The sequence below is a fragment of the Yokenella regensburgei ATCC 49455 genome, assembly GCF_000735455.1.
GTDB lineage: Bacteria > Pseudomonadota > Gammaproteobacteria > Enterobacterales > Enterobacteriaceae > Yokenella > Yokenella regensburgei.
The window spans coordinates 20,935-41,696 of sequence record NZ_JMPS01000023.1 but is presented as its reverse complement, the minus strand read 5'-3'; the positions used below and the strand labels follow the sequence as shown (position 1 = coordinate 41,696).

General features: G+C 52.2%; 19 protein-coding genes, 1 tRNA gene and 1 pseudogene. 4 read left to right on the top strand and 17 right to left on the bottom strand.

From position 1 onward, the window contains the following. Positions 1-195 precede the first annotated feature (195 nt). The 6 genes and pseudogenes from GYRE_RS07040 to proB all read right to left on the bottom strand — a co-directional run bounded on the left by GYRE_RS07040 (position 196) and on the right by proB (position 6,466). The gene (locus GYRE_RS07040; protein WP_038254123.1) at positions 196-951 is read right to left on the bottom strand and encodes a transporter substrate-binding domain-containing protein; all 756 of its coding nucleotides are present in this window, start codon (positions 949-951) and stop codon (positions 196-198) included. A gap of 847 nt (positions 952-1,798) precedes the next feature. Beyond that, positions 1,799-2,941: a hypothetical protein gene (locus tag GYRE_RS07030; RefSeq protein ID WP_038254293.1), complete on the bottom strand. Its 1,143-nt coding sequence runs from the start codon at positions 2,939-2,941 to the stop codon at positions 1,799-1,801. Positions 2,942-3,152: 211 nt separating this feature from the next. Next, positions 3,153-3,778, bottom strand: a pseudogene (locus GYRE_RS24950) (tyrosine-type recombinase/integrase); the annotation flags it as partial. A gap of 133 nt (positions 3,779-3,911) precedes the next feature. Further along, positions 3,912-3,987, bottom strand: a tRNA-Thr gene (locus GYRE_RS07020). Positions 3,988-4,098: 111 nt separating this feature from the next. After that, a complete protein-coding gene (proA, locus tag GYRE_RS07015) occupies positions 4,099-5,352 on the bottom strand; it encodes a glutamate-5-semialdehyde dehydrogenase (RefSeq protein WP_038254120.1) in 1,254 nt (417 codons plus the stop codon). 10 nt (positions 5,353-5,362) lie between these two features. Further along, a complete protein-coding gene (gene proB, locus GYRE_RS07010; RefSeq protein ID WP_038254119.1) occupies positions 5,363-6,466 on the bottom strand; it encodes a glutamate 5-kinase in 1,104 nt (367 codons plus the stop codon). Positions 6,467-6,756: 290 nt separating this feature from the next. Between proB and GYRE_RS07005 the strand changes: the two genes are divergently transcribed. Beyond that, positions 6,757-7,854 (top strand): porin, encoded by a 1,098-nt coding sequence (locus GYRE_RS07005; RefSeq protein WP_038254117.1) that lies wholly within the window; start codon positions 6,757-6,759, stop codon positions 7,852-7,854. A gap of 53 nt (positions 7,855-7,907) precedes the next feature. On the opposite strand, the gene crl is transcribed toward GYRE_RS07005, so the two are convergent. The 3 genes from crl to gpt form a co-directional block, all read right to left on the bottom strand. Further along, positions 7,908-8,309 carry a sigma factor-binding protein Crl gene (gene crl / locus GYRE_RS07000; protein ID WP_038254115.1) on the bottom strand — a complete coding sequence of 134 codons (402 nt, stop codon included), beginning with the start codon at positions 8,307-8,309 and terminating at the stop codon, positions 7,908-7,910. 57 nt (positions 8,310-8,366) lie between these two features. Continuing rightward, on the bottom strand, positions 8,367-9,611 hold the full coding sequence (gene frsA, locus GYRE_RS06995) for an esterase FrsA (protein WP_006818614.1): 1,245 nt from the start codon (positions 9,609-9,611) through the stop codon (positions 8,367-8,369). A 106-nt stretch (positions 9,612-9,717) separates the two neighbouring features. Beyond that, positions 9,718-10,176 (bottom strand): xanthine phosphoribosyltransferase, encoded by a 459-nt coding sequence (gene gpt, locus GYRE_RS06990; protein WP_038254113.1) that lies wholly within the window; start codon positions 10,174-10,176, stop codon positions 9,718-9,720. A gap of 258 nt (positions 10,177-10,434) precedes the next feature. Here gpt and pepD point away from each other — a divergent pair, with 258 nt between their 5' ends. Then, the gene (gene pepD / locus GYRE_RS06985) at positions 10,435-11,892 is read left to right on the top strand and encodes a cytosol nonspecific dipeptidase (protein WP_038254111.1); all 1,458 of its coding nucleotides are present in this window, start codon (positions 10,435-10,437) and stop codon (positions 11,890-11,892) included. Positions 11,893-11,945: 53 nt separating this feature from the next. On the opposite strand, the gene dinB is transcribed toward pepD, so the two are convergent. Continuing rightward, positions 11,946-13,001, bottom strand: coding sequence for a DNA polymerase IV (gene dinB, locus GYRE_RS06980; RefSeq protein ID WP_006818611.1), 1,056 nt, complete (start codon positions 12,999-13,001; stop codon positions 11,946-11,948). 209 nt (positions 13,002-13,210) lie between these two features. Here dinB and GYRE_RS06975 point away from each other — a divergent pair, with 209 nt between their 5' ends. Further along, on the top strand, positions 13,211-14,215 hold the full coding sequence (locus GYRE_RS06975) for a hypothetical protein (protein ID WP_038254109.1): 1,005 nt from the start codon (positions 13,211-13,213) through the stop codon (positions 14,213-14,215). A 12-nt stretch (positions 14,216-14,227) separates the two neighbouring features. After that, positions 14,228-14,539 carry a hypothetical protein gene (locus GYRE_RS06970; protein ID WP_038254107.1) on the top strand — a complete coding sequence of 104 codons (312 nt, stop codon included), beginning with the start codon at positions 14,228-14,230 and terminating at the stop codon, positions 14,537-14,539. A 67-nt stretch (positions 14,540-14,606) separates the two neighbouring features. Here GYRE_RS06970 and nqrM read toward each other — a convergent pair whose 3' ends face one another. The 7 genes from nqrM to GYRE_RS06935 are packed head-to-tail and all read right to left on the bottom strand — an operon-like array spanning position 14,607 to position 20,664. After that, positions 14,607-14,819 (bottom strand): (Na+)-NQR maturation NqrM, encoded by a 213-nt coding sequence (gene nqrM, locus GYRE_RS06965; protein ID WP_038254291.1) that lies wholly within the window; start codon positions 14,817-14,819, stop codon positions 14,607-14,609. Between the two features lie 2 nt (positions 14,820-14,821). After that, entirely contained in the window at positions 14,822-16,045 is a 1,224-nt protein-coding gene (nqrF, locus tag GYRE_RS06960; RefSeq protein WP_006818609.1) for an NADH:ubiquinone reductase (Na(+)-transporting) subunit F, read from the bottom strand. Between the two features lie 12 nt (positions 16,046-16,057). Then, positions 16,058-16,654 carry an NADH:ubiquinone reductase (Na(+)-transporting) subunit E gene (gene nqrE / locus GYRE_RS06955; protein ID WP_006818608.1) on the bottom strand — a complete coding sequence of 199 codons (597 nt, stop codon included), beginning with the start codon at positions 16,652-16,654 and terminating at the stop codon, positions 16,058-16,060. Between the two features lie 6 nt (positions 16,655-16,660). After that, positions 16,661-17,299, bottom strand: coding sequence for an NADH:ubiquinone reductase (Na(+)-transporting) subunit D (locus GYRE_RS06950; protein WP_006818607.1), 639 nt, complete (start codon positions 17,297-17,299; stop codon positions 16,661-16,663). Next, on the bottom strand, positions 17,292-18,086 hold the full coding sequence (locus tag GYRE_RS06945) for a Na(+)-translocating NADH-quinone reductase subunit C (RefSeq protein ID WP_038254105.1): 795 nt from the start codon (positions 18,084-18,086) through the stop codon (positions 17,292-17,294). Before GYRE_RS06945 ends, GYRE_RS06950 begins: the two co-directional genes overlap by 8 nt. Then, entirely contained in the window at positions 18,079-19,317 is a 1,239-nt protein-coding gene (locus GYRE_RS06940) for an NADH:ubiquinone reductase (Na(+)-transporting) subunit B (RefSeq protein WP_038254103.1), read from the bottom strand. Before GYRE_RS06940 ends, GYRE_RS06945 begins: the two co-directional genes overlap by 8 nt. Positions 19,318-19,320: 3 nt before the next feature. Further along, positions 19,321-20,664 carry a Na(+)-translocating NADH-quinone reductase subunit A gene (locus tag GYRE_RS06935; protein ID WP_038254101.1) on the bottom strand — a complete coding sequence of 448 codons (1,344 nt, stop codon included), beginning with the start codon at positions 20,662-20,664 and terminating at the stop codon, positions 19,321-19,323. Between the last annotated feature and the right edge of the window lie 98 nt (positions 20,665-20,762).

Genomic DNA, 20,762 nt, shown 5'->3' with positions numbered 1-20,762 from the left:
GATCGGCCTTTTTTAAAGGCCGATCGTTTTGTTATACATCCCCATACCAGCTTTCAATATTAGCTATCCGCTGAGGTTGTCAGCCATTCGACGTAAGCACAGCTCATGAGCATTAACAGGCTTGCCCCTGTGATCACTTTCGCTTCAATTATCCTGACCTGGTTTTATGGGTGATGCGCGGAAACAACATATAACTTACTCTGCTATTTTCCACTGGTGCTTGAGTACGGTGTGATCCCGTTTCATCAGCCACTGATTAGTTTTCTCCAGCAACTGCGGATTATCCTTACTCATCATATAAACCTTATAGCTCTCCGTACCTGGTAGCGGCTGTTTCGTTGCCACGCAGAATACACCCGGCTCCTGCTCCTGATACCAGATACCTTCAATAAGGTCGGTAACCATCATGTCGGCAGTTTTATCCCTCAGCGCCTGCAGATTATCCACGTTGTTCTTCACCCGAATAATCTGCGCATGCTTAATATACTTATCCACATAACTCTGATTGGTTCCCCCTGGATTGACCACCACCTTCACCTCCGGGCGGTCAATTTGCTTCAGGCTTCCGAGCAAGGGTGCGACCTGGCAGTTAGACAGGGCAATTTTCCCATTGGCAACGACAGGCTGGCTCAGGGCAAACGCCTTTTCCCGCTCTTGTGTGCGGGTGACGCCGCCCATAGCAATATCAAACCTGTCAGCTTTCAGATCGGTAGAGAGTGTCGGCCAACTAGTCTGGACGAAGTCCACCCTGAGCCCCAGAGTTTTACCGAGATCTCTTGCCATATCGATATCGTAGCCAAGCAGTTCACCGGCCTTGTTATGGAAGGCCAGTGGTGCGTAGTCACCCGGGACCCCAATCTTCAGCACACCGCTGTGGGTAATGGTCTGCATATCACGCGCCTGGCTGCCGAACGCCAGCAACAACAGTACAACTCCTGCCCTTAGTGTCATCCTTTTATCCTTACAGATGGATATGTGTATTCCGCTCTGAATAAACATATTTTCTCAAGGGGCATCGTTCAGTGAATTGCTGTTTTCGACGCCCCTGGAGAATTGGATTACTCTTCTCTTTTAAGCTGTATTTAGATTATTTTCCAGCATCTATTTATTTTTTCATGGGTTTCCCAAGGATAGCAAAAATGAAGATGGGTTCAGCGGATGCTTGTCTGCCCGCTATAGCGCCATCAAAACGCAGTCGGACTTTGCAGAAAGTTCCCTGATTCGGATCGGTGTCCAGGAAGGTTTTCATTAGCACAGCTAACCCGAACTTTGCGGTTTCTCGCATGGCATCCTCGACAGCGCTTCGTAAACTGTCGGCAGAAATACCTCGCTATAAACAAACTGGTGCCGGGAGCTGACAAGTGAAGTGCGAAGCGTCAACAAGCGTGTGCATTTTCCTCATAACGACAACGTCGGGTACGTTGCGGATGAAAAATTTGCGAAATATAAGGCACCAACAAGAATTCAGCTGAACATAAAGCATAGAGCACGCACATTCGCTTGGCCCACTTAAGATGGAAGTATGCCTCGGCATGGTATATTGGTCGTGCCACCAGCCACGTTTCTGCTACACAAAGACCTGGGGCTATGAACACGGTCATAAGCCAGATTGTTATGCTTAGCCCGCGCTTACCGATAAAAACTAAAGGTATTGCAAAAAATAAAAGAGAGGGTGACGGTATCTAACAGTATATCTTTTAATATATTTCAAACAATTGGGCTAAGTTTTCATTCATTGAATACATTTAGTTATTTTTTACAATTAAAGCCCCTTGTTAAGGGGCCTAATCCAGGATGATTAAAGAGAGCTTTTTTTTGTTTTCTCAAACTCAGCTTCACAAACATCATAATTTGTGAATGAATACTGCAGGTGAACATTACCTTGTTCGGAATCTTTCGACCTAGCCTCAATGAATATAGTGGCAATATTATTTTTAAGTGGCATTTCTTTTGTTCCCTTCCAGGTGGCAGATAAGAAGCGTTCTTTTTTGCTTAGCCCCATCATCCAGTCCTGAGGTTCTTTCCATACTGAACCGGCCAGTAAAAGGTCTTTGGTTTTTGCCTTTCCATAAAGCGAACTGAGTGGGGCTCTTAAATATTCAAACTTGGATTTCAGAGCAAGCCCATAACTATCGGTATCAATGAGTTTACCAACAGCTGTAATTTGACATAAGCCAACATTAGGTGAGATCAACAAGCCATACATATCAAATTCAGAATTTGGCTTTGGTAATTTATCGGAAACATACAGATTCAACCCCTCAGGAAGTCGTTCTAGTTTTTCCCCGATCATGTCTTCGATATTTTTTTGGGTCAGCCCAGCCTCCAGACCGAACGGACCTTCAGAAGGTGGCAGCAGAGGGGGATGTTCCTGGATAGTTTTAGCTGTAGCCTCCTTCTTAGCGCTGGTGGCTGCGACATTATCCTGAACCGGCGCCAGCCTAACTTCCGCAAGCCCATACTTAGCGGTAAGATATCTTTGCTGCAGCATAGCCATGCTTTGTTCTTCAGTAGCAACGGCTGATAGTTTAAGTACCTGTATTAAACCACCACTGTACTGGCTGGCATCTGCTTTAGCTTCGTTGATTTTTGCAGTCAGATTATCTATCTCTGTTTTAATAGAGGCCGCAAGTTCAGGGTCTGGCTTGGTACCAGAGATAACTACATCAATTTTGGCTCCGGACTCAATAGCATTTATACGCTGTTCTAAAAGAGCCTTATTAGTTCCTAAAACCTCCAATCTTGCGGTAGTTAAATTCTTTATTAGCCCACCAGAAAATTGTTGGTCAACGTCTTTCGCTGCTGAGATTTCCCCCTCCGTTTGGGACAATTCAGCCTTAAGTGCAGAAACTTCCTGTTTTTGTTCGGGGGTTAACTCTTGTGGTCCACACCCGGTTAACATCGTTATGCCCACTAATGTTGCAATCAAAGTTATCTTCATATCCCTATCCCAATCGAAAGTATTCGGATTAATCCTATCAAGAAGATAACCATAACTGAACATTTGAATGGCTTTTTTTCTACCAGCAAAACTGACAATTTCTGACTCCAGAAAAAAACATCTCCTCTATGCAAAGCCTTTCAACCATCTTTTGAGAGCGCTAAGCTCACAAAAATCACCGTCAGATATAGTAAAAAAATCTCAAGGCAGAAATTTTTGTTGCCAGTATAATGACCTGTTCTGACAAAAGAACAATATATTGGCGGCGCCTTTTTATTCTTTCCGCAGGTACTTCCCATATTTCCCCTTCAAATTCATCTCATGAGGTAACTCTTATCTTTCCGGTTCTAACACCTGTCAGTTAAAATGGGGGTGATGATTGGACTGATGACTTTGCATTGAAATGGTTAGATTAGAGGTGGGGCTATACTTAGCACGCCCAGTAACGATGGCAAAGCGAAAAACTTCCCCGAAACGTTGGCGTACTCTTTTGGCTTTCTCTGTTGCCCCCCGGGCTTCATTTCCGAGATCACTATATTGCCGATAAAAGGAAAAATGTCTTTGTTGCGCGCTTCGAGGATGTCAGAAGCATTTCCAGCAGACCACTTCTTAAGTTTGCTTTCATACCATTCCAGAACGATTTCGTTAAATGTATTCTTTACAACCAGAACCCGAGTAATCTTCTCTTCTCGCTTAGATATTCCCAGAGATCCCCCTCTTCGCCTCACCTCGATTTGAACGAGCATCAGCAGGGGCAACTGCAGGGTAAACACCTAAAGCCAGGAGTCTCTCTTTGCCATCCACACGGGGTTTTAAGCGCCAGTAGCGAGCTCCGTTGGCGGTATCTCATTTAGACCGAACAGCATATATCCCAAAATAATGTAGATTAAGGTGTACTTCACTCGACCTCAAAATATTGAGAAAGGGTTGAGGCTTTGAGGACTTGAGTAAACTTCGATAGATCTTGAAATGGTGCCGATAATAGGAGTCGAACCTACGACCTTCGCATTACGAATGCGCTGCTCTACCAACTGAGCTATATCGGCCCTGAGAGGGGTTCACGAACGTGAAGCACGGTGTAGAAGGTTAAAACTATCAGGGTGATGCGTCAATGGCCTTGGGAATCAAATGGCTACTTTTGCATCACCCTTTGTTAGTTACGCACGAATCGTATCGTCGCCGATGCCGATCCATTTGTAAGTGGTCAGCGCTTCCAGGCCCATCGGACCGCGGGCGTGCAGTTTTTGTGTGCTCACCGCCACTTCCGCGCCCAGGCCAAACTGGCCGCCGTCGGTAAAGCGGGTGGAAGCATTCACGTACACGGCTGACGAATCCACTTCGTTGATGAAGCGGTCGGCGTTGCGCAGAGTCCGGGTCAGAATCGCATCCGAGTGCTGAGTTCCGTGCTGGCGAATATGGGCGATAGCGTCATCAATACCAGTAACCACCTTCACGTTCAGATCCAGCGACAGGAACTCGTCGTCGTACTGCTCTGCTTTCACCGCCTCAACCTTCGCTGGACCATTTTTCAGCAGCGTTATGGCGTTGTCGGCCGCATGCAGCGTTACGCCACTCTCTGCCATCTGCTTACTCAGCGCAGGCAGGAAGCTATCGGCAATGTTCTGATGAACAAGCAGCGTCTCGACGGTATTACAGGTGCTCGGGCGCTGCGTTTTGGCGTTGACGATGATTTTCAACGCCGGAGCAATTTCAGCACTCTCGTCGACGAAAATGTGACATACGCCAATCCCACCGGTGATCACCGGGATCGTCGACTGCTCGCGGCACAGCTTATGCAAACCTGCACCACCGCGAGGGATCAGCATGTCGATGTATTTATCCATGCGCAGCATTTCGCTGACCAGCGCACGATCCGGGCTTTCAATCGCCTGTACCGCACCAGCCGGCAGACCGCACTCTTCCAGCGCCTGCTGGATAACTTTTACGGTGGCAGCGTTGGTGCGCCAGGTCTCTTTCCCGCCGCGCAGGATGGCCGCATTGCCGGTTTTCAGGCACAGCGAGGCGACATCCACCGTCACGTTCGGACGAGCTTCATAAATGACACCAATAACGCCAAGCGGCACGCGGCGGCGCTCAAGACGCAGACCGCTGTCGAGTAGCCCGCCGTCAATCACCTGCCCAACCGGATCCGCCAGGTTGCATACCTGACGCACGTCGTTTGCAATGCTCTGCAAACGCGCTGGGGTGAGCGCCAGACGATCGAGCATCGCATCGCTCAGGCCGTTGGCTCGCGCTTCGGCGAGATCCTGCTGGTTGGCCTCGAGGATAGTCTCAGTCTGTGCTTCCAGATAATCGGCAATTTTTTCCAGCACCCGATTTTTCTCGCGGCTGGAGAGTAGCGCCAGTTGGTAAGATGCCGCTTTGGCGGCGATCCCCATTTGTTCCAGCATGGTGGTCTCCTTAACGGGTGATCATATCGTCACGATGTACGGCAACCGGGCCGTACTCGTAGCCAAGAATGGCGTCAATCTGCTGCGAATGATGCCCCGCAATGCGGCGCAGCGCATCGCTGTTATAACGGCTAACGCCGTGGGCGATGTCGCGGCCTTCAAGATTACAGATACGAATCACTTCACCACGGGAGAAGTTACCTGTCACGCTTTTAATTCCTTTCGGAAGCAATGAGCTCCCACGTTCCAGAATTGCGCTGGTTGCCCCTTCATCGACGGTAATTTCACCCGCTGGCGGTGCACCAAAGATCCAGCGTTTACGGTTTTCCAGCGGTGATGCCTGAGCATGGAAGCGGGTACCTACAGAAACCCCTTCCATCACATCACCAATCACCCCAGGGCGACTCCCGGCGGCGATGATGGTGTCAATGCCCGCACGGCAGGCAACATCGGCGGCCTGCAGCTTGGTGCCCATACCGCCAGTCCCCAGGCCAGAGACGCTGTCTCCCGCAATAGCGCGCAGCGCGTCATCAATACCATAAACGTCTTTAATCAGCTCCGCCTGCGGGTTGTTACGCGGGTCGGCGGTGAAAAGGCCCTGCTGATCGGTCAGCAGCAGCAGTTTATCGGCACCGGCGAGAATAGCCGCCAGTGCGGAAAGATTGTCATTGTCGCCAACTTTGATTTCGGCAGTAGCAACCGCATCGTTTTCGTTAATCACCGGAACGATGTTGTTGTCGAGCAGCGCGCGCAGGGTGTCACGTGCGTTGAGGAAACGCTCGCGGTCTTCCATGTCGGCTCGGGTCAGCAGCATCTGGCCAACGTGAATGCCGTAAATAGAGAACAGTTGTTCCCAGAGCTGAATCAAACGGCTTTGCCCTACCGCCGCCAGCAGCTGTTTGGAGGCAATCGTCGCGGGCAGTTCAGGGTAGCCAAGGTGCTCTCGTCCGGCGGCAATCGCCCCGGAAGTCACAATTACAATACGATGCCCTGCGGCATGCAACTGTGCGCACTGGCGCACCAACTCCACGATATGGGCGCGGTTCAGGCGGCGCGATCCGCCCGTTAAAACACTGGTGCCCAGTTTTACCACCAGCGTCTGGCTGTCACTCATGATTCTCTGCCGTTCACAATAAGAGGAAATTTGATGTTGAAGTGACGTTTTAACAGGTGTCAGGCCGCTTGCCAACTCCCACGGCACAAGGCGTAACACTTTATTGCGCGGGATCAGCAAGCCTGCCTGCAACATTTGACATTTTTATGACAGAAACATGAAAACACAGTTTTTTAAAATTATTCTTACTTTGTCATAAAACTTTCATTTCAGAGGGTTAAAAACCTCTCTGTTTTTCACGGGACAGAGATCCCACGAATATTAGCGCGTTTGAAAACTCGGGAATGAAAATGAAAAAAAGCACACTGGCATTAGTGGTAATGGGCGCAATGACCTCTCTGGCTGCCCAGGCTGCAGAAATTTATAACAAAGACGGGAACAAACTGGATCTGTACGGCAGGGTTAAAGCTGAGCACTACATGAGCGACAACAATGCTGTCGACGGTGACCAGTCTTATATCCGTCTGGGCTTTAAAGGCGCGACCCAGATTAACGACCAGCTTTCAGGTTACGGTCAGTGGGAATACCAGGTTGCCGCAAACCGTGTGGAAGGCGATCCGAATACCGCTAAAACCCGTCTGGCGTTTGCTGGCCTGAAAGCCGGTGACTACGGCTCATTCGATTACGGTCGTAACTACGGCGTACTGTATAACGTCGCCGCTTACACCGATATGATCCCAGAATTCGGTGATGACTCCTTCGTTAAAACCGACAACTTCATGACCGGCCGTGGTAACGGCATGGCGACCTATCGCAACAACAACTTCTTCGGTCTGGTAGACGGTCTGAAGCTGGCGCTGCAATATCAGGGTAAAAACGAAAACGACGCCCGTGCCGCCAGCAAAGCGAACGGTGACGGCTTCGGTACTTCTCTGAGCTACGACTTCGGCGATTCTGGTTTCACCCTGGGTGCTGCCTATGCTAACTCCGACCGTACTCAGGCGCAGGAAAGCCAGCGCCTGGGCCACGGCGCCAACGCAGAAGCCTGGACCACCGGCGTGAAATATGATGCTAACAACGTCTACCTGGCCGCTATCTATGCGGAAACCCGCAATATGACGCCAATTTCTGGTACCGCTTCAATTAACGGCGTAAATACCAGCGTGAGCGGTTTTGCGAATAAAAACCAGGCATTCGAAGTGGTCGCCCAGTACCAATTCGACTTTGGCCTGCGTCCGTCCATCGGATATATCCAGTCCAAAGGTAAGGATATTGAAGGCGTTGGCGATGCTGACCTGGTGAAATACATCGACGTCGCGGCAACCTACTACTTCAATAAAAACATGTCAGCGTTTGTGGATTACAAAATCAACCAGCTGAGCGATGACAACAAACTCGGTCTGAACAATGACGACGTGGTGGCATTAGGTCTGGTTTACCAGTTCTAATTCCCGCCATAAAAAAAGAGCCCTTCTGATGAAGGGCTCTTTTTATTTTATCTTCAGGCCGAAAGCCTGACGGCTTCTTCGTTAAAATCATCCGCAGGTTCGAACTCAAGGCCCAGGCCAGCCAGCAGCTCTTTAACACGTTCATGGAACGTGCGCCGCGTTAGCTCAAGCTTCTCAGTCACTTCGCTGTCCTTGATAACCGTCGGCTGCCACTTGCCGTCTTTGTCATAAAGACCGAACTGGTAGCTGTAGGTAAAACGCTTTTCCTGCGCTTCCATAATCATCCACCAGCCCCAGAATTCACGCTTTTCCGGAGCCGGTTTAACATTTACACATACAGCAAGGCAGTCGAAAAAAAAGCGAGTATCTTCACACTGTTCTTCGCGAATATAAGGGCCAAGCGCAGCAAATTTCTTGATCAGTCTACTTTTCGGATGTCCACTCGGTAACGTCATTGCGATCTCCTTTAGTGATGCAACTGTTTTACCAAATCAATAAAATTTAGCAATATATTAACTTAATTGCCGGTTGATCCATGTGGCAATTTCCTTCAAAGCTTTGTCAAAATTGCGATACACCGGATTAAACGGAATCGATAATAATTTTCCCTCGGCGGATGACGAGGTGATTAAACGCGATTCCTCTTCCGGGCTGAACGGGTCGTTCTGCCAGAAGCCGGAAAGCATCGGGGTTGGACAACGGCGTCCCAGCAGTCCCTGGGTTTTCAGGGAGTAACGGTTTAGCTCGACGCGCAGCGCCTCATCCGAAGAATCGTGCATACCCAGCCGCGAGGCCAGTACGTCGAGGTACATCTCCGGTACGCTGCCCTGACGCGCCGGATCGACCAGGAGATGATGTACGACCGGCCCAAGACAGGCGACGGCCCGCAACCGGGAGGATTCCAGATAAGCCAGACGCACCGCAATATTCCCACCAAAGCGGAAACCAAACGCCGCCACGCGGGTATTATCGACCCAGGGAATATTCGGCAGTGACTTCAGTACGTGCTGGTGCAGAAAACTGGAATCCTGGGTGAGTTTCCACTTTGACGAGAATCCAATTGAAGGCATATCGAGCGTCAGCATCGCAATACCCAGTGGCGCTAAATAGTTCTCGTAGAGGTTGTAATAATCGCTCTGCAGAGCATCAAGACCACCGCACATCAGCACGGTTGGGAATGGTCCTTCGCCGCCGGGCATATGTAAGAAGCCCACCACGGACGGGCCATCCGGAATGGTAAACTCCAGTTCACGAATGGTGCCAGGCAAGCGCTGCGCCGCCTCTTCAAAAGCACGGTTAGCCAACGCCTGAGCCTGCTCGGCCAGGTCATCGCCTTTAAGGTGCGGATAAGCGGCAATACTATAGAGCTTGGAGGCGTGCATCCAGTGGCGCCCACTCAGCTTTTCATCCGTCTCCTGGCAGGCTTTTTGCTGCCAGAGCATCGCCTGTTTCGCCCACTCGTAGATCCAGTTGCCACCACGGTAACCCACAACCGTGTCGTAGAGCTCAGGATCGGTGCGTTCGGCATCACTCATGACGATACGCGACTGCACGTCAAGAATCTCCTGCGGAGAGACGCCGCGCCAGACCCACATCAGGCGGTTGACCATCCGATACCAGTGCGGGGTGCTCTGGCCTTCCAGTGCCAGATGCATAGCGGGTTGATGGTCGCGATGCGCTCGACGGACCAGAGTAGATGTTTCCGGATGCTTGAACCGGGGTTTGAACAGGGTTTCGCTGAGGTTAGCCTCTGACATCGCGCAGCCTCCATGAGAACGATACTGCCCTTATTGTAACCTGCCCGCGCCCAAAATGAATAACGCCCGGCTAAACCGGGCGTTATTTTACAAAATACGTTGGCGATTATCGGCCAGAGATTGGCGGTACGAAGACTACGCCCATATCCCACGGCTGTTCAATCCAGGTATCCTGAGGGATATCAATCACATAATCGTCTACCAGCGGCTGACCAGCCGGTTTAGCAAAAATGGTAACGAAGTGAGCTTTTGGATACATTTCGCGGATAGCAACCGCAGTACCACCCGTATCAACCAGATCGTCGATAACGATGAAGCCTTCACCGTCACCTTCAGCGCGCTTCAGAACGGTCAGCTCACGCTGATTGTCGTGGTCATAGCTGGAGATGCAAACGGTATCCACATGACGAATTCCCAGCTCACGGGCCAACAGGGCGCCTGGTACCAGACCACCACGGCTAACGGCAATAATGCCTTTCCACTGTTCAGCGGGCAGCAGGCGGCTTGCCAGCTTGCGGGCGTGAATCTGCAACATGTCCCAGGTGACGACGTATTTTTCGCTCATGTCATATATCCCAGCCTGTCTAATACGGCTTAAAAAGTGTTCGAGGGGGAAAAGGTTGCGCGAGATTATAGAGATCTGGCGCACTAAAAACCAGCGTTAAGCGGCGGAGCCTGCTCTTTTTGCATGCCTGGCACTACCAGAGCAAGCAGAAAGTGGTATTCTCGAACACCATCTCGCAAGCACTGCTTGTGTTGAAAATGAATTAGCTAACCCTTTACCTGCAAGCGACTTTTGCAGAATGCCGTAAGGAGACTTATCGTGTCTGAACTGTCTCAATTATCCCCGCAACCGCTGTGGGATATTTTTGCCAAAATTTGTTCCATCCCGCATCCGTCCTACCACGAAGAACAACTCGCAGCGCACATCATGGGCTGGGCGAAGGAAAAAGGCTTACACGCAGAACGCGATCAGGTTGGTAACATTCTGATTCGTAAAGGCGCGACCGCAGGTATGGAAAACCGTAAACCGGTCGTCCTGCAGGCGCACCTCGACATGGTGCCGCAGAAAAATAACGACACCGTTCACGACTTCACTAAAGACCCGATTCAGCCGTATATCGATGGCGAGTGGGTCAAAGCGCGTGGCACCACCCTTGGCGCAGACAACGGTATCGGCATGGCTTCTGCCCTGGCGGTACTGGCCGACGACGCCGTTCAGCACGGTCCGCTGGAAGTGCTGCTGACCATGACCGAAGAAGCGGGCATGGACGGCGCGTTTGGTCTTCAGCCGAACTGGCTACAGGCCGATATCCTCATCAACACCGATTCCGAAGAAGAAGGCGAAATCTATATGGGTTGCGCCGGTGGAATTGACTTCACCTCTAACCTGACGCTGAACCGTGAAGCGGTACCGGCAGGATTCCAGAGCTTCAAACTGACGTTAAAAGGCCTGAAAGGCGGTCACTCCGGCGGTGAAATCCACGTTGGTCTGGGCAACGCCAACAAGCTGCTGGCGCGCTTCCTGGCCGGTCACGCAGAAGAGCTGGATCTGCGCCTGGTCGATTTCAACGGCGGTACCCTGCGCAACGCTATTCCGCGTGAAGCCTTTACCACCGTTGCCGTTCCGGCAGATAAAGCTGATGCACTGAAAGCACTGGTCAGCACTTATCAGGACATCCTGAAAAACGAACTGGCGGAAAAAGAGAAGAATCTGGTCGTGCTGCTGGAATCCACTAGCCACGACAAAGCGGCGCTGACTGCGGCTTCTCGTGACGGATTTATTCGTCTGCTGAACGCCACACCGAATGGCGTTATCCGTAACTCCGACGTAGCGAAAGGCGTGGTGGAAACCTCCCTCAACGTGGGCGTTGTGACCATGACCGACAGCAACGTTGAGATCCACTGCCTGATCCGCTCGCTCATCGACAGCGGTAAAGACTACGTGGTCAGCATGCTGGATTCTCTGGGCAAACTGGCGGGTGCCAAAACTGAAGCGAAAGGCGCGTATCCTGGCTGGCAGCCGGACGCTAACTCTCCGGTGATGCATCTGGTACGTGAAACCTATCAGCGTCTGTTCAACAAGACGCCGAACATCCAGATTATCCACGCCGGTCTGGAATGTGGTCTGTTCAAGAAACCGTATCCGAACATGGATATGGTTTCCATCGGGCCAACCATTACTGGCCCGCACTCTCCGGATGAGCAGGTTCATATCGAAAGCGTTGGCCAGTACTGGACGCTTCTGACTGAACTGCTGAAGGCGATCCCGGCGAAGTAAGCCATTACGTAGCGTACCCGGCAGCATTGTCGGGTGCGCTGCGCTTACCCGACCTACAGTCCAAGCACCAGCTGGCGCTCCATTTGCGGATCCAGCAGCGTCACGTGCAATCCCACCAGCCTTACCCCCCTGCCGCTTCTTCGTTCCTGCCAGGTGTTATACGCCGTAGCAATTAAATCGGCTTTGTTAAGCTTCGGCCAGACGTGTTCCTGGGTTGTGAGCTGGAAATCGTTGAATTTAAGTTTGATACCCTGACGGGCAATCAGCAGATCCGGTTTCACCTTCGCCAGCCGACGCTCCAGCTCAGGGTACAGCCGTTCAATGATGGCTTCACACTCTGCCCAGTCGTGAATATCTTCTATCAGGGTACGCTCTACGCCCACCGATTTACGCAGGCGCTCACTGCTTATCTCACGCTCATCGATCCCCTGGCTGCGCTCCCACAGCACCCGACCAAACTTACCAAAACGCTTGAGCAGCATGGCGAGATCGCTTTTCTGCACATCTTCGCAGGTACGTAGCCCCATACTTTCAAGCTTTGCGGCGGAGACTTTCCCGACCCCGGGGATCTTTGCAAGCGGCAGCGTCTTCAGAAAGGCCGGGACATCGGCGGGGGTTATCACATACTGGCCGTTGGGTTTGTTGAGATCGGAGGCAATTTTAGCGAGGAATTTAACCGGCGCGACGCCCGCCGAAGCCGTCAGCTGCAGCTCGTTGAATATCGTCTGGCGGATCTCCTGGGCCATCAGCGTTGCCGAGCCCAGGCAGTGAACGCTGTCGCTGACATCAAGATAAGCTTCGTCCAGCGATAAGGGCTCGATAAGCGAGGTGTAGCGGGAAAAGATCTCGCGAATATGCACCGAGGCTTCTTTATAGGCATCGAAGCGTCCTGGCAGCAGCGTGAGATGCGGACACAGCTTCAGCGCCATCGCCGTCGGCATGGCGCTGCGTACACCAAATTTCCGCGCCGGGTAGTTGGCGGTACTGATAACCCCCCTTTGTACCCGGCTGCCGCCAATGGCTATCGGGATGTCGCGCAGGGCTGGATTATCCCGCATTTCAACCGCGGCGAAAAAACAGTCCATATCGACATGGATAATTTTGCGCATTGTTAGCCCTCACTCACCACTGGATAAGTATACAGCACAAATCCTCACACAGGGAAGTTCGGCGTTGCGACCTGAATCGGGCTAAGCAGAAAAAATAATACTTATGTGCTGTGGCAAAGAATTAAAAAGTGACATAGCTTTATTTTACTAACGCAGTGTTACTATTTGTTTCCGTTTGTTCATGACTCACACTACAGCAAGGTTTAAGTATGAATAAAACAAAACTAATGATGGCTATATCTATAGCCTGGATATTATCTGCCTGCGCCAAAGGGCAAATGACTGAAGAGCAAACCCAAAAAACAGTTGCCGAAGGACAAAAAGTCATCATTGCTTCCAATGATTATTTTAATAGTCTTATTGCTCTACAAATTCAGAGCGCATCAATTATTTACGCTACTCACCCAGAGTGTAATTTTAATGCGGAAGGGAAATACCTACCGCCAAAAAACCTTTCGAGTAACCTTTGCTCATCCGAAAAAAATAGTGGTTTAGATTATAAAGACCTCCCGAGCTTCCTGCCACTATCTCAATCTGATTTCGCCGTCGACCAGGCGGCGCTAAAATCATTCAGCGAATATCTGAATGCGCTGAGCGCCTATACATCCAATGATGATTCAGCGTTAAAAGACCTGTTAGATGCGGCAAAAACCGATAGCGATGCAGCTAAGAAGCTGGCAGAGCAAGCCCATCTCGACGCATCACAGGTCTCTGCCCTTAAGGATATGGCTGATTTCATGCTGACACTCGCCCAGCAGCACGCCAATGGTGAAGATATCGGAGAGTTAGTGAAAGCCCGCGGACCGCAACAGTCACAAAACTTAGAATCACTTCGTACTCATGTGATTCAACTTAAAGATAATTATGTGGTTGCTATGAACCAGACCAGCATCAATGCGATGGTCAGGTATTATAACAATCCTGCCATTCGTAAAAAGAACTTTACCGACTTTGATAAATCAAGCGAGTTTGCCGGTCGAGTACTGAATATGAAAAATAGTCTAAACATCATCAAAGAAAATAAAACTTCCACAGAAATTGCTATTGATTCATTTGTAAAATGTAATAATGAGCTTCTCGCCATTATCAGCAATACGGGATTAACTCCAGAACAGAAGTCGAGAAAAAATGAAATTGCCAGAGCTAACCTACGCAGAGCCGTTAATGACATCACGCAAATTGTTAAACCTCTCGCTAAAGCAGCATTACTTTAAGAGGATATGATGATGGCAACTCAAGTACAGAAAACATTATTAATAGACAACCTTAGAATACTCGCTGAGAAATGCAGTCAAAACATCGGCGCACCCGGTGTTAGCGATGAAGAGAGTGGGTATTACGAAAGCGCTGCCTCACATATCTGGGTTTATATTCAGGCCATTGACAAAATAGCACCGGGCGACCTGAACTCTGGTCAGGCCAACCTTGCCAGGATACTCACGCTAGCAGCCATTGATGAGCTCAATAATGGCATTGATTATAATGACATTGCAGCACTTAACTTACTTTTCAAGCAATTAGATACGCTGTTAGTCTGATTATTCTCTTTCCACTGACACACTGCAGCCGATGTCCTTCATGCAGGAGACATCGGCTGCGTTTGCATTACAAAATCCGGTTTTGCTGGCGAGCCTCGCGGGCCATGCGTTTTTTCCGCGCGTCGCAGGGCTCCGGGCAGTCGCAGACTTTTTCCATCCCGAGGGAGGAGATACCACCGCAGCTGCCCTGAATGCTTTTACGCTTCACCAGATACCCAAGCGACATGCCGAGAACCACCAGCAAAAAGATGCCAAATGTCGCCAGAAACACGGTTAACATCATCAGCCTCCAAAGTCGTCGAGCATGATGTTTTCATCCTCCACGCCCAGGTTTTTCAGCATGCTGATAACCGCTGCGTTCATTACCGGCGGCCCGCACATATAAAACTCACAGTCCTCAGGCGCCGGGTGGTCGCGCAGGTAGTTTTCATACAGCACGTTATGGATGAAGCCTGTATAACCCGTCCAGTTATCTTCCGGCTGAGCGTCAGAAAGCGCAACGTGGAAGGTAAAGTTCGGGTTATCACGCGCCAGCTGTTCGAACTCGTCGTCATAGAACATTTCGCGCAGCGAGCGCGCCCCGTACCAGAAGCTGATTTTACGCTTGCTGCCCAGACGCTTGAGCTGATCGAAAATGTGCGAACGCATTGGCGCCATCCCGGCACCACCGCCGATGAAGACCATCTCAGCGTCGGTCTCTTTGGCAAAGAACTCGCCGAACGGCCCGGAGATGGTGACCTTGTCTCCTGCCTTCAACGACCAGATCCAGGAGGACATAATGCCCGGCGGAACGTCCGGCGCCGACGGCGGCGGCGTGGCGATACGCACGTTGAGCATGATAATCCCCTTCTCATCCGGGTAGTTCGCCATCGAGTAGGCGCGCAGCGTCGGCTCCGTAACCCGAGATACGTAGCGGAACAGATTAAATTTGTCCCAGTCTCCGCGGTACTCTTCGGGCACATCAAAATCGGCATAAGCCACTTCATGCGGCGGGCATTCAATCTGAATATAGCCACCAGCGCGGAACGGTACGCTTTCCCCCGCCGGGATAGCGAGCTTCAGCTCTTTAATGAAGGTAGCTTTGTTGTCATTCGAGATGACCTCACATTCCCACTTCTTCACGCCGAAAATCTCTTCCGGCAGCTCGATTTTCATGTTCTGGCGTACCGCCACCTGACAGGCCAGGCGACAACCGGCTTTCGCTTCACGTTTGGTGATATGGGCAAGCTCGGTCGGCAGAATGTCACCACCGCCCTCTTTCACCGTCACCCGACACTGCCCGCAGGAGCCACCGCCACCGCAGGCGGAGGAGACAAAAATACCATTGCCGGAGAGCGTATTCAGAAGCTTGTCGCCCGCAGGCGTGCGCAGCCTGAGGTCTGCTTCATCGTTAATTTCAATGGTCACGTCACCGGCGTTAACCAGCTTCGATCGCGCCGCCAGAATCAGTCCCGACAGTACCAGAACGATCAGGGTGAACATCACCACCCCAAGAATAATTTCCATACTTTTCCGCCCTTACAGCTGCACACCGGAGAAGGACATAAAGCCCAACGCCATCAGGCCGGTGGTGATAAAGGTGATCCCTAAGCCACGCAGTCCTGCGGGCACGTTCGCATATTTCATTTTTTCGCGGATCCCCGCCATCGCGACAATCGCCAGCATCCAGCCAATACCGGATCCGAATCCATATACAACAGATTCACTGAAGTTATAGTCGCGCTGCACCATAAATGAGACGCCGCCAAAAATGGCGCAGTTTACGGCAATCAGCGGCAGGAAGATGCCGAGCGCGTTGTACAGCGCCGGGAAATACTTATCGAGGATCATCTCGAGAATTTGCACCAGCGCGGCAATGACGCCAATAAAGGTGATGAAGTTGAGGAAGCTGAGATCCACCCCTTCCACCAGCGCACCGTCGCGCAGCACCAGGTTATACACCAGGTTATTGATTGGCACCGACAGGCCGAGCACGACGGTCACCGCCACGCCAAGACCAAACGCCGTAGATACCTTCTTCGACACCGCGAGGAAGGTACACATACCGAGGAAGAAGGCCAGCGCCATGTTCTCAACAAACACCGCCCTGACAAACAGAGTGAGATAATGAGCCATTCGCGGTTACTCCTTTTCCTGCTGTTCGGGCTTCCAGGTACGCAGTGCCCAAATCAACAACCCGATAATAAAGAATGCGCTGGGTGCCAGCAGGAACAATCCGTTCGGCAGATACCAGCCACCGTTTTGCACGGTATCCAGCACCTGAACACCAAACAGCTTGCCGCTGCCGATAAGCTCACGCACAAAACCAACCACAATCAGGATAACACCGTAGCCAAGGCCATTACCGATACCGTCCATAAAGGAGGCCAGCGGCGGCGATTTCATGGCATAGGCCTCCGCACGCCCCATCACGATACAGTTGGTGATGATTAGCCCCACAAAGACCGAAAGCTGCTTCGAGACTTCATAGGCAAACGCCCGCAGCAGCTGATCGACCACGATCACCAGCGAGGCAATAATCGCCATCTGCACGATGATGCGTACACTATTTGGGATGTGATGGCGGATCATAGAGATAAACATGCTGGAAAACGCCGTCACCAGAGTGACCGCGACGGTCATCACCACCGCCGTCTCGAGCTTGGTGGTTACCGCCAGCGCCGAACAGACCCCCAGCACCTGCAGGGCAATCGGGTTATTGGCGAGCAGCGGCCCGACCAGCACCCGCTTAACTTCTTTCATCTCGCTTTGTTCAGCCATTGTTCAGCACTCCTTCACGAACCTGTTTCAGGAAAGGCCCAAAGCCCAGTTCGCCCATCCAGAAATCAAAACTGTGTTGTACGCCATTTGAGGTGAGCGTCGCGCCGGAAAGACCATCCACGGCATATTCATCACCGGGACGAGCTGCGCCCTTCATGACCTTCAGCGCCGGCGAACCGTTGTCGTCGAGGATTTTCTTACCGACAAACTGTGCGCGCCAGTTCGGGTTTTCAACTTCACCGCCAAGCCCCGGGGTTTCACCCTGGTCGTAGTAAGTAATCCCTTTTACCGTCCGGCCATCGGTTTCCAGCGCGACAAAAGCGTGCATCATCGACCACAGGCCGTTGCCGTATATCGGCAGCACCACTTCCTGCACCTTTTGCTGGGCGTCTTTCACCAGATAGATTTCAATAATGTTGCTGCGTCGCTTAATCCCGGCAGGATCCTGGCCTGCCTCAAGCGCAATACTGCGCTCCGGGTCTTTCAACGCCTGCGCCTGGTTGAATTTCGTCGGGTCTTTATCCAGCAGCGTACCGGTTTTCAGCTCCAGCAGGCGTGGGGTGATACGGGAGTTAAAGGTCTGCGCGACGTCATCGGCGCTCATCTCTGGCTGCATCAGCCCGGCGACCGCAAGGATGTTGCGCTGCTTATCCAGTGCACGCTGCGCCTGCTGGCGCGATTTAAGTCCTACCGCCGAGCCTGCTACCACAATGGAGCACACCAGGCAGAGCACCAGCACCACCAGCAGCGTTTTGCCAATACTGTCGTTACTTTTTTTCTCAGCCACGTGACTTCCTCCGCTTAATGTTGGCCTGCACCACCAGGTAATCGAACAGCGGCGCAAAGAGGTTAGCGAACAGAATGGCCAGCATCATCCCTTCCGGATAGGCCGGGTTCACCACGCGGATAAGCACGCACATCACACCAATCAGCGCGCCGTAGCACCATTTACCTTTATCGGTAAACGATGCGGAAACCGGATCGGTTGCCATGAACATCATGCCAAACGCAAAACCACCCAGCACCAGGTGCCAGTACCACGGCATGGCAAACATCGGGTTGGTGGCCGAACCTATAACGTTGAACAGCGTAGCGGTTGCCACCATGCCGACCATCACCCCGGCGACAATGCGCCAGGAGGCAACGCGACCAAAGATAATGATTGCGCCGCCGATGAGGATCATCAGGGTTGAAACTTCGCCGATCGAACCGGGAATATTGCCGAGGAAGGCGTCAAACCAGGTAACCGGCTGACCGCTAACGTTGTTGACCAGCGCCTCTCCACCGTGGCTTGCCCACTGGGAAAGCGGAGTCGCGCCCGAGAAACCATCCGCTGCCGTCCACACCAGATCGCCAGAAATTTGCGCCGGATAAGCAAAGAACAGGAACGCACGCCCCGCGAGCGCCGGGTTAAGGAAGTTACGTCCGGTACCGCCGAAGATCTCTTTGCCGATGACCACCCCGAAAGAGATCCCAAGCGCCGCCTGCCATAGCGGGATGGTGGGTGGGACGATCAGAGCAAACAGAATTGAGGTGACGAAGAAGCCTTCGTTGATCTCATGCTTACGCACAATAGCGAACAGCACTTCCCAGAATCCGCCGACGAGGAAAACGGTAAGATAAATCGGCAGGAAGAACACTGCCCCCAGCCCCATCATGCTCAACCAGCCGGCATCCGCTGCAAAGCTGACCCCAAGCGCCTGCGCCACGCGATAGTGCCAGTGGCTGGCAATCACCTGCTGCAGTTGTTCCGCACCATACAGGCTGTGCAGCGCCGGAATGGTCTGCAGGCCCACGTTATACATGCCCCAGAACATCGTCGGGAACACCGCGAACCACACCAGGATCATCATTCGTTTCAGGTCGATGGCATCACGGACGTGTGAGGCGCCTTTCGTCACCTGACCTGGGGTATAAAAGATAGTGGCTGCCGCTTCATACAGCGGGTACCACTTCTGAAGTTTGCCGCCCTGCGTAAAGTGCGGCTCGATTTTTTCCAGATAATGTTTTAAGCCCATCACTTATCCTTCCTGCTCAATACGGGTCAATATCTCGCGCAGCACCGGGCCATATTCATATTTCCCCGGGCAGACGTAGGTACAGAGCGCCAGATCTTCTTCATCCAGCTCCAGACACCCCAACGCCTGAGCACTGTCGGAATCTCCGGCCAGCAGATCGCGCAGCAGCGGGGTTGGCAGGATATCGAGCGGCATAACGCGCTCGTAGTTGCCGATAGGGACCATGGCGCGCTCACCGCCGTGGGTATCAGTGGAGAAGTTAAACAGACGGTGTTTCAGGAAGTGACCGAGCGTGGTACGGGTCACGGAGAATTTGTCTTTCCCCGGCATCACCCAGCCGAACAGCTCTTTGTTACGCCCTTCAGCCACCACGCTTACCTGCAAATGGTAGCGACCAAGGAAGCCGTGCGGTCCGCGGGCAATAGTCCCGTTCAGCACCGAGCCAGAAATTACCCGGTTTTCCCCTTCCTCTAGTTCACCTGCCAACAGGTCTTCAAGACTCGCACCCACAACGGTGCGCAGCAGACGCGGCGCTTTTACCTGCGGGCCACCGAGGGCGATGATGCGTTCGCTCCACAGTTCACCGTCGAGGAACAGCTTGCCAATGGCGATAGCATCCTGGTAGTTCAGGTGCCAGACCTGCTTTTGCAGACTGACAGGGGCGAGAAAATGAATATGCGTTCCCACCAGTCCGGCAGGGTGAGGGCCGGTGAATTCGTTGAACTTCACCTGACCGCAGGGATGGCCGCCAAGTTTGCCACCGCTAGCCTGGCAGACGTGTATCGGGCCATGCGTCAGACGGCTGAGTAGTGTCAACCCCGCGTTGAACGCTTCGCGATGCGCGAGAACGATCGGCTGCGGATCCGCCGCCAGCGGGTTGGTATCCATGGCGTTAACGAAGATAGCCGTTGGTTCGGTGCCCGGAACCGGGGTTTTGCTATAAGGACGGGTACGCAGGGCAGTCCACAGACCAGACTCAAGCAGCTGTTTTTGCACCTGTTCTGCAGTCAGCATGGCCAGTTCGTCAGCGGCGAAACGGTCAAACGCCATGGATTCATCACCTTCAACGTCGATGACCACCGACTGCAGCACCCGGCGCTCGCCACGGTGAATAGCACTCACCACGCCGCTTGCCGGAGAGGTAAAACGCACGCCCGGGTTCTTTTTATCTTCGAAGAGCAACTGCCCTTTCTTTACCCGGTCCCCTTCCTGAACAGCCATGGAGGGACGCATGCCGACGTACTCTTCGCCGAGCAGCGCCACGCGCTTGACGGGCGCACCTGCGGAAATCTGCGATACAGGTATGCCAGCTATGGGCAGATTTAGCCCTTTTGTGATTTTAATCATATGGTTAGCAGGTATCCATAAACACAAAATCAGCCATAAGCTGATATCAGCGTATTGATAAATGAACGTAAGAAAGGTACTGCAGGCGCCCGAACAAT

Excerpts from the sequence above, each read along its gene's own strand:
- GYRE_RS07040 (WP_038254123.1), bottom strand. The coding sequence starts at position 951 with ATGACACTAAGGGCAGGAGTTGTACTGTTGTTGCTGGCGTTCGGCAGC.
- GYRE_RS07030 (WP_038254293.1), bottom strand. The coding sequence starts at position 2,941 with ATGAAGATAACTTTGATTGCAACATTAGTGGGCATAACGATGTTAACC.
- proA (WP_038254120.1), bottom strand. The coding sequence starts at position 5,352 with ATGCTGGAACAAATGGGGATCGCCGCCAAAGCGGCATCTTACCAACTG.
- proB (WP_038254119.1), bottom strand. The coding sequence starts at position 6,466 with ATGAGTGACAGCCAGACGCTGGTGGTAAAACTGGGCACCAGTGTTTTA.
- GYRE_RS07005 (WP_038254117.1), top strand. The coding sequence starts at position 6,757 with ATGAAAAAAAGCACACTGGCATTAGTGGTAATGGGCGCAATGACCTCT.
- crl (WP_038254115.1), bottom strand. The coding sequence starts at position 8,309 with ATGACGTTACCGAGTGGACATCCGAAAAGTAGACTGATCAAGAAATTT.
- frsA (WP_006818614.1), bottom strand. The coding sequence starts at position 9,611 with ATGTCAGAGGCTAACCTCAGCGAAACCCTGTTCAAACCCCGGTTCAAG.
- gpt (WP_038254113.1), bottom strand. The coding sequence starts at position 10,176 with ATGAGCGAAAAATACGTCGTCACCTGGGACATGTTGCAGATTCACGCC.
- dinB (WP_006818611.1), bottom strand. The coding sequence starts at position 13,001 with ATGCGCAAAATTATCCATGTCGATATGGACTGTTTTTTCGCCGCGGTT.
- GYRE_RS06975 (WP_038254109.1), top strand. The coding sequence starts at position 13,211 with ATGAATAAAACAAAACTAATGATGGCTATATCTATAGCCTGGATATTA.
- GYRE_RS06970 (WP_038254107.1), top strand. The coding sequence starts at position 14,228 with ATGGCAACTCAAGTACAGAAAACATTATTAATAGACAACCTTAGAATA.
- nqrM (WP_038254291.1), bottom strand. The coding sequence starts at position 14,819 with ATGTTAACCGTGTTTCTGGCGACATTTGGCATCTTTTTGCTGGTGGTT.
- nqrF (WP_006818609.1), bottom strand. The coding sequence starts at position 16,045 with ATGGAAATTATTCTTGGGGTGGTGATGTTCACCCTGATCGTTCTGGTA.
- nqrE (WP_006818608.1), bottom strand. The coding sequence starts at position 16,654 with ATGGCTCATTATCTCACTCTGTTTGTCAGGGCGGTGTTTGTTGAGAAC.
- GYRE_RS06950 (WP_006818607.1), bottom strand. The coding sequence starts at position 17,299 with ATGGCTGAACAAAGCGAGATGAAAGAAGTTAAGCGGGTGCTGGTCGGG.
- GYRE_RS06940 (WP_038254103.1), bottom strand. The coding sequence starts at position 19,317 with ATGGGCTTAAAACATTATCTGGAAAAAATCGAGCCGCACTTTACGCAG.
- GYRE_RS06935 (WP_038254101.1), bottom strand. The coding sequence starts at position 20,664 with ATGATTAAAATCACAAAAGGGCTAAATCTGCCCATAGCTGGCATACCT.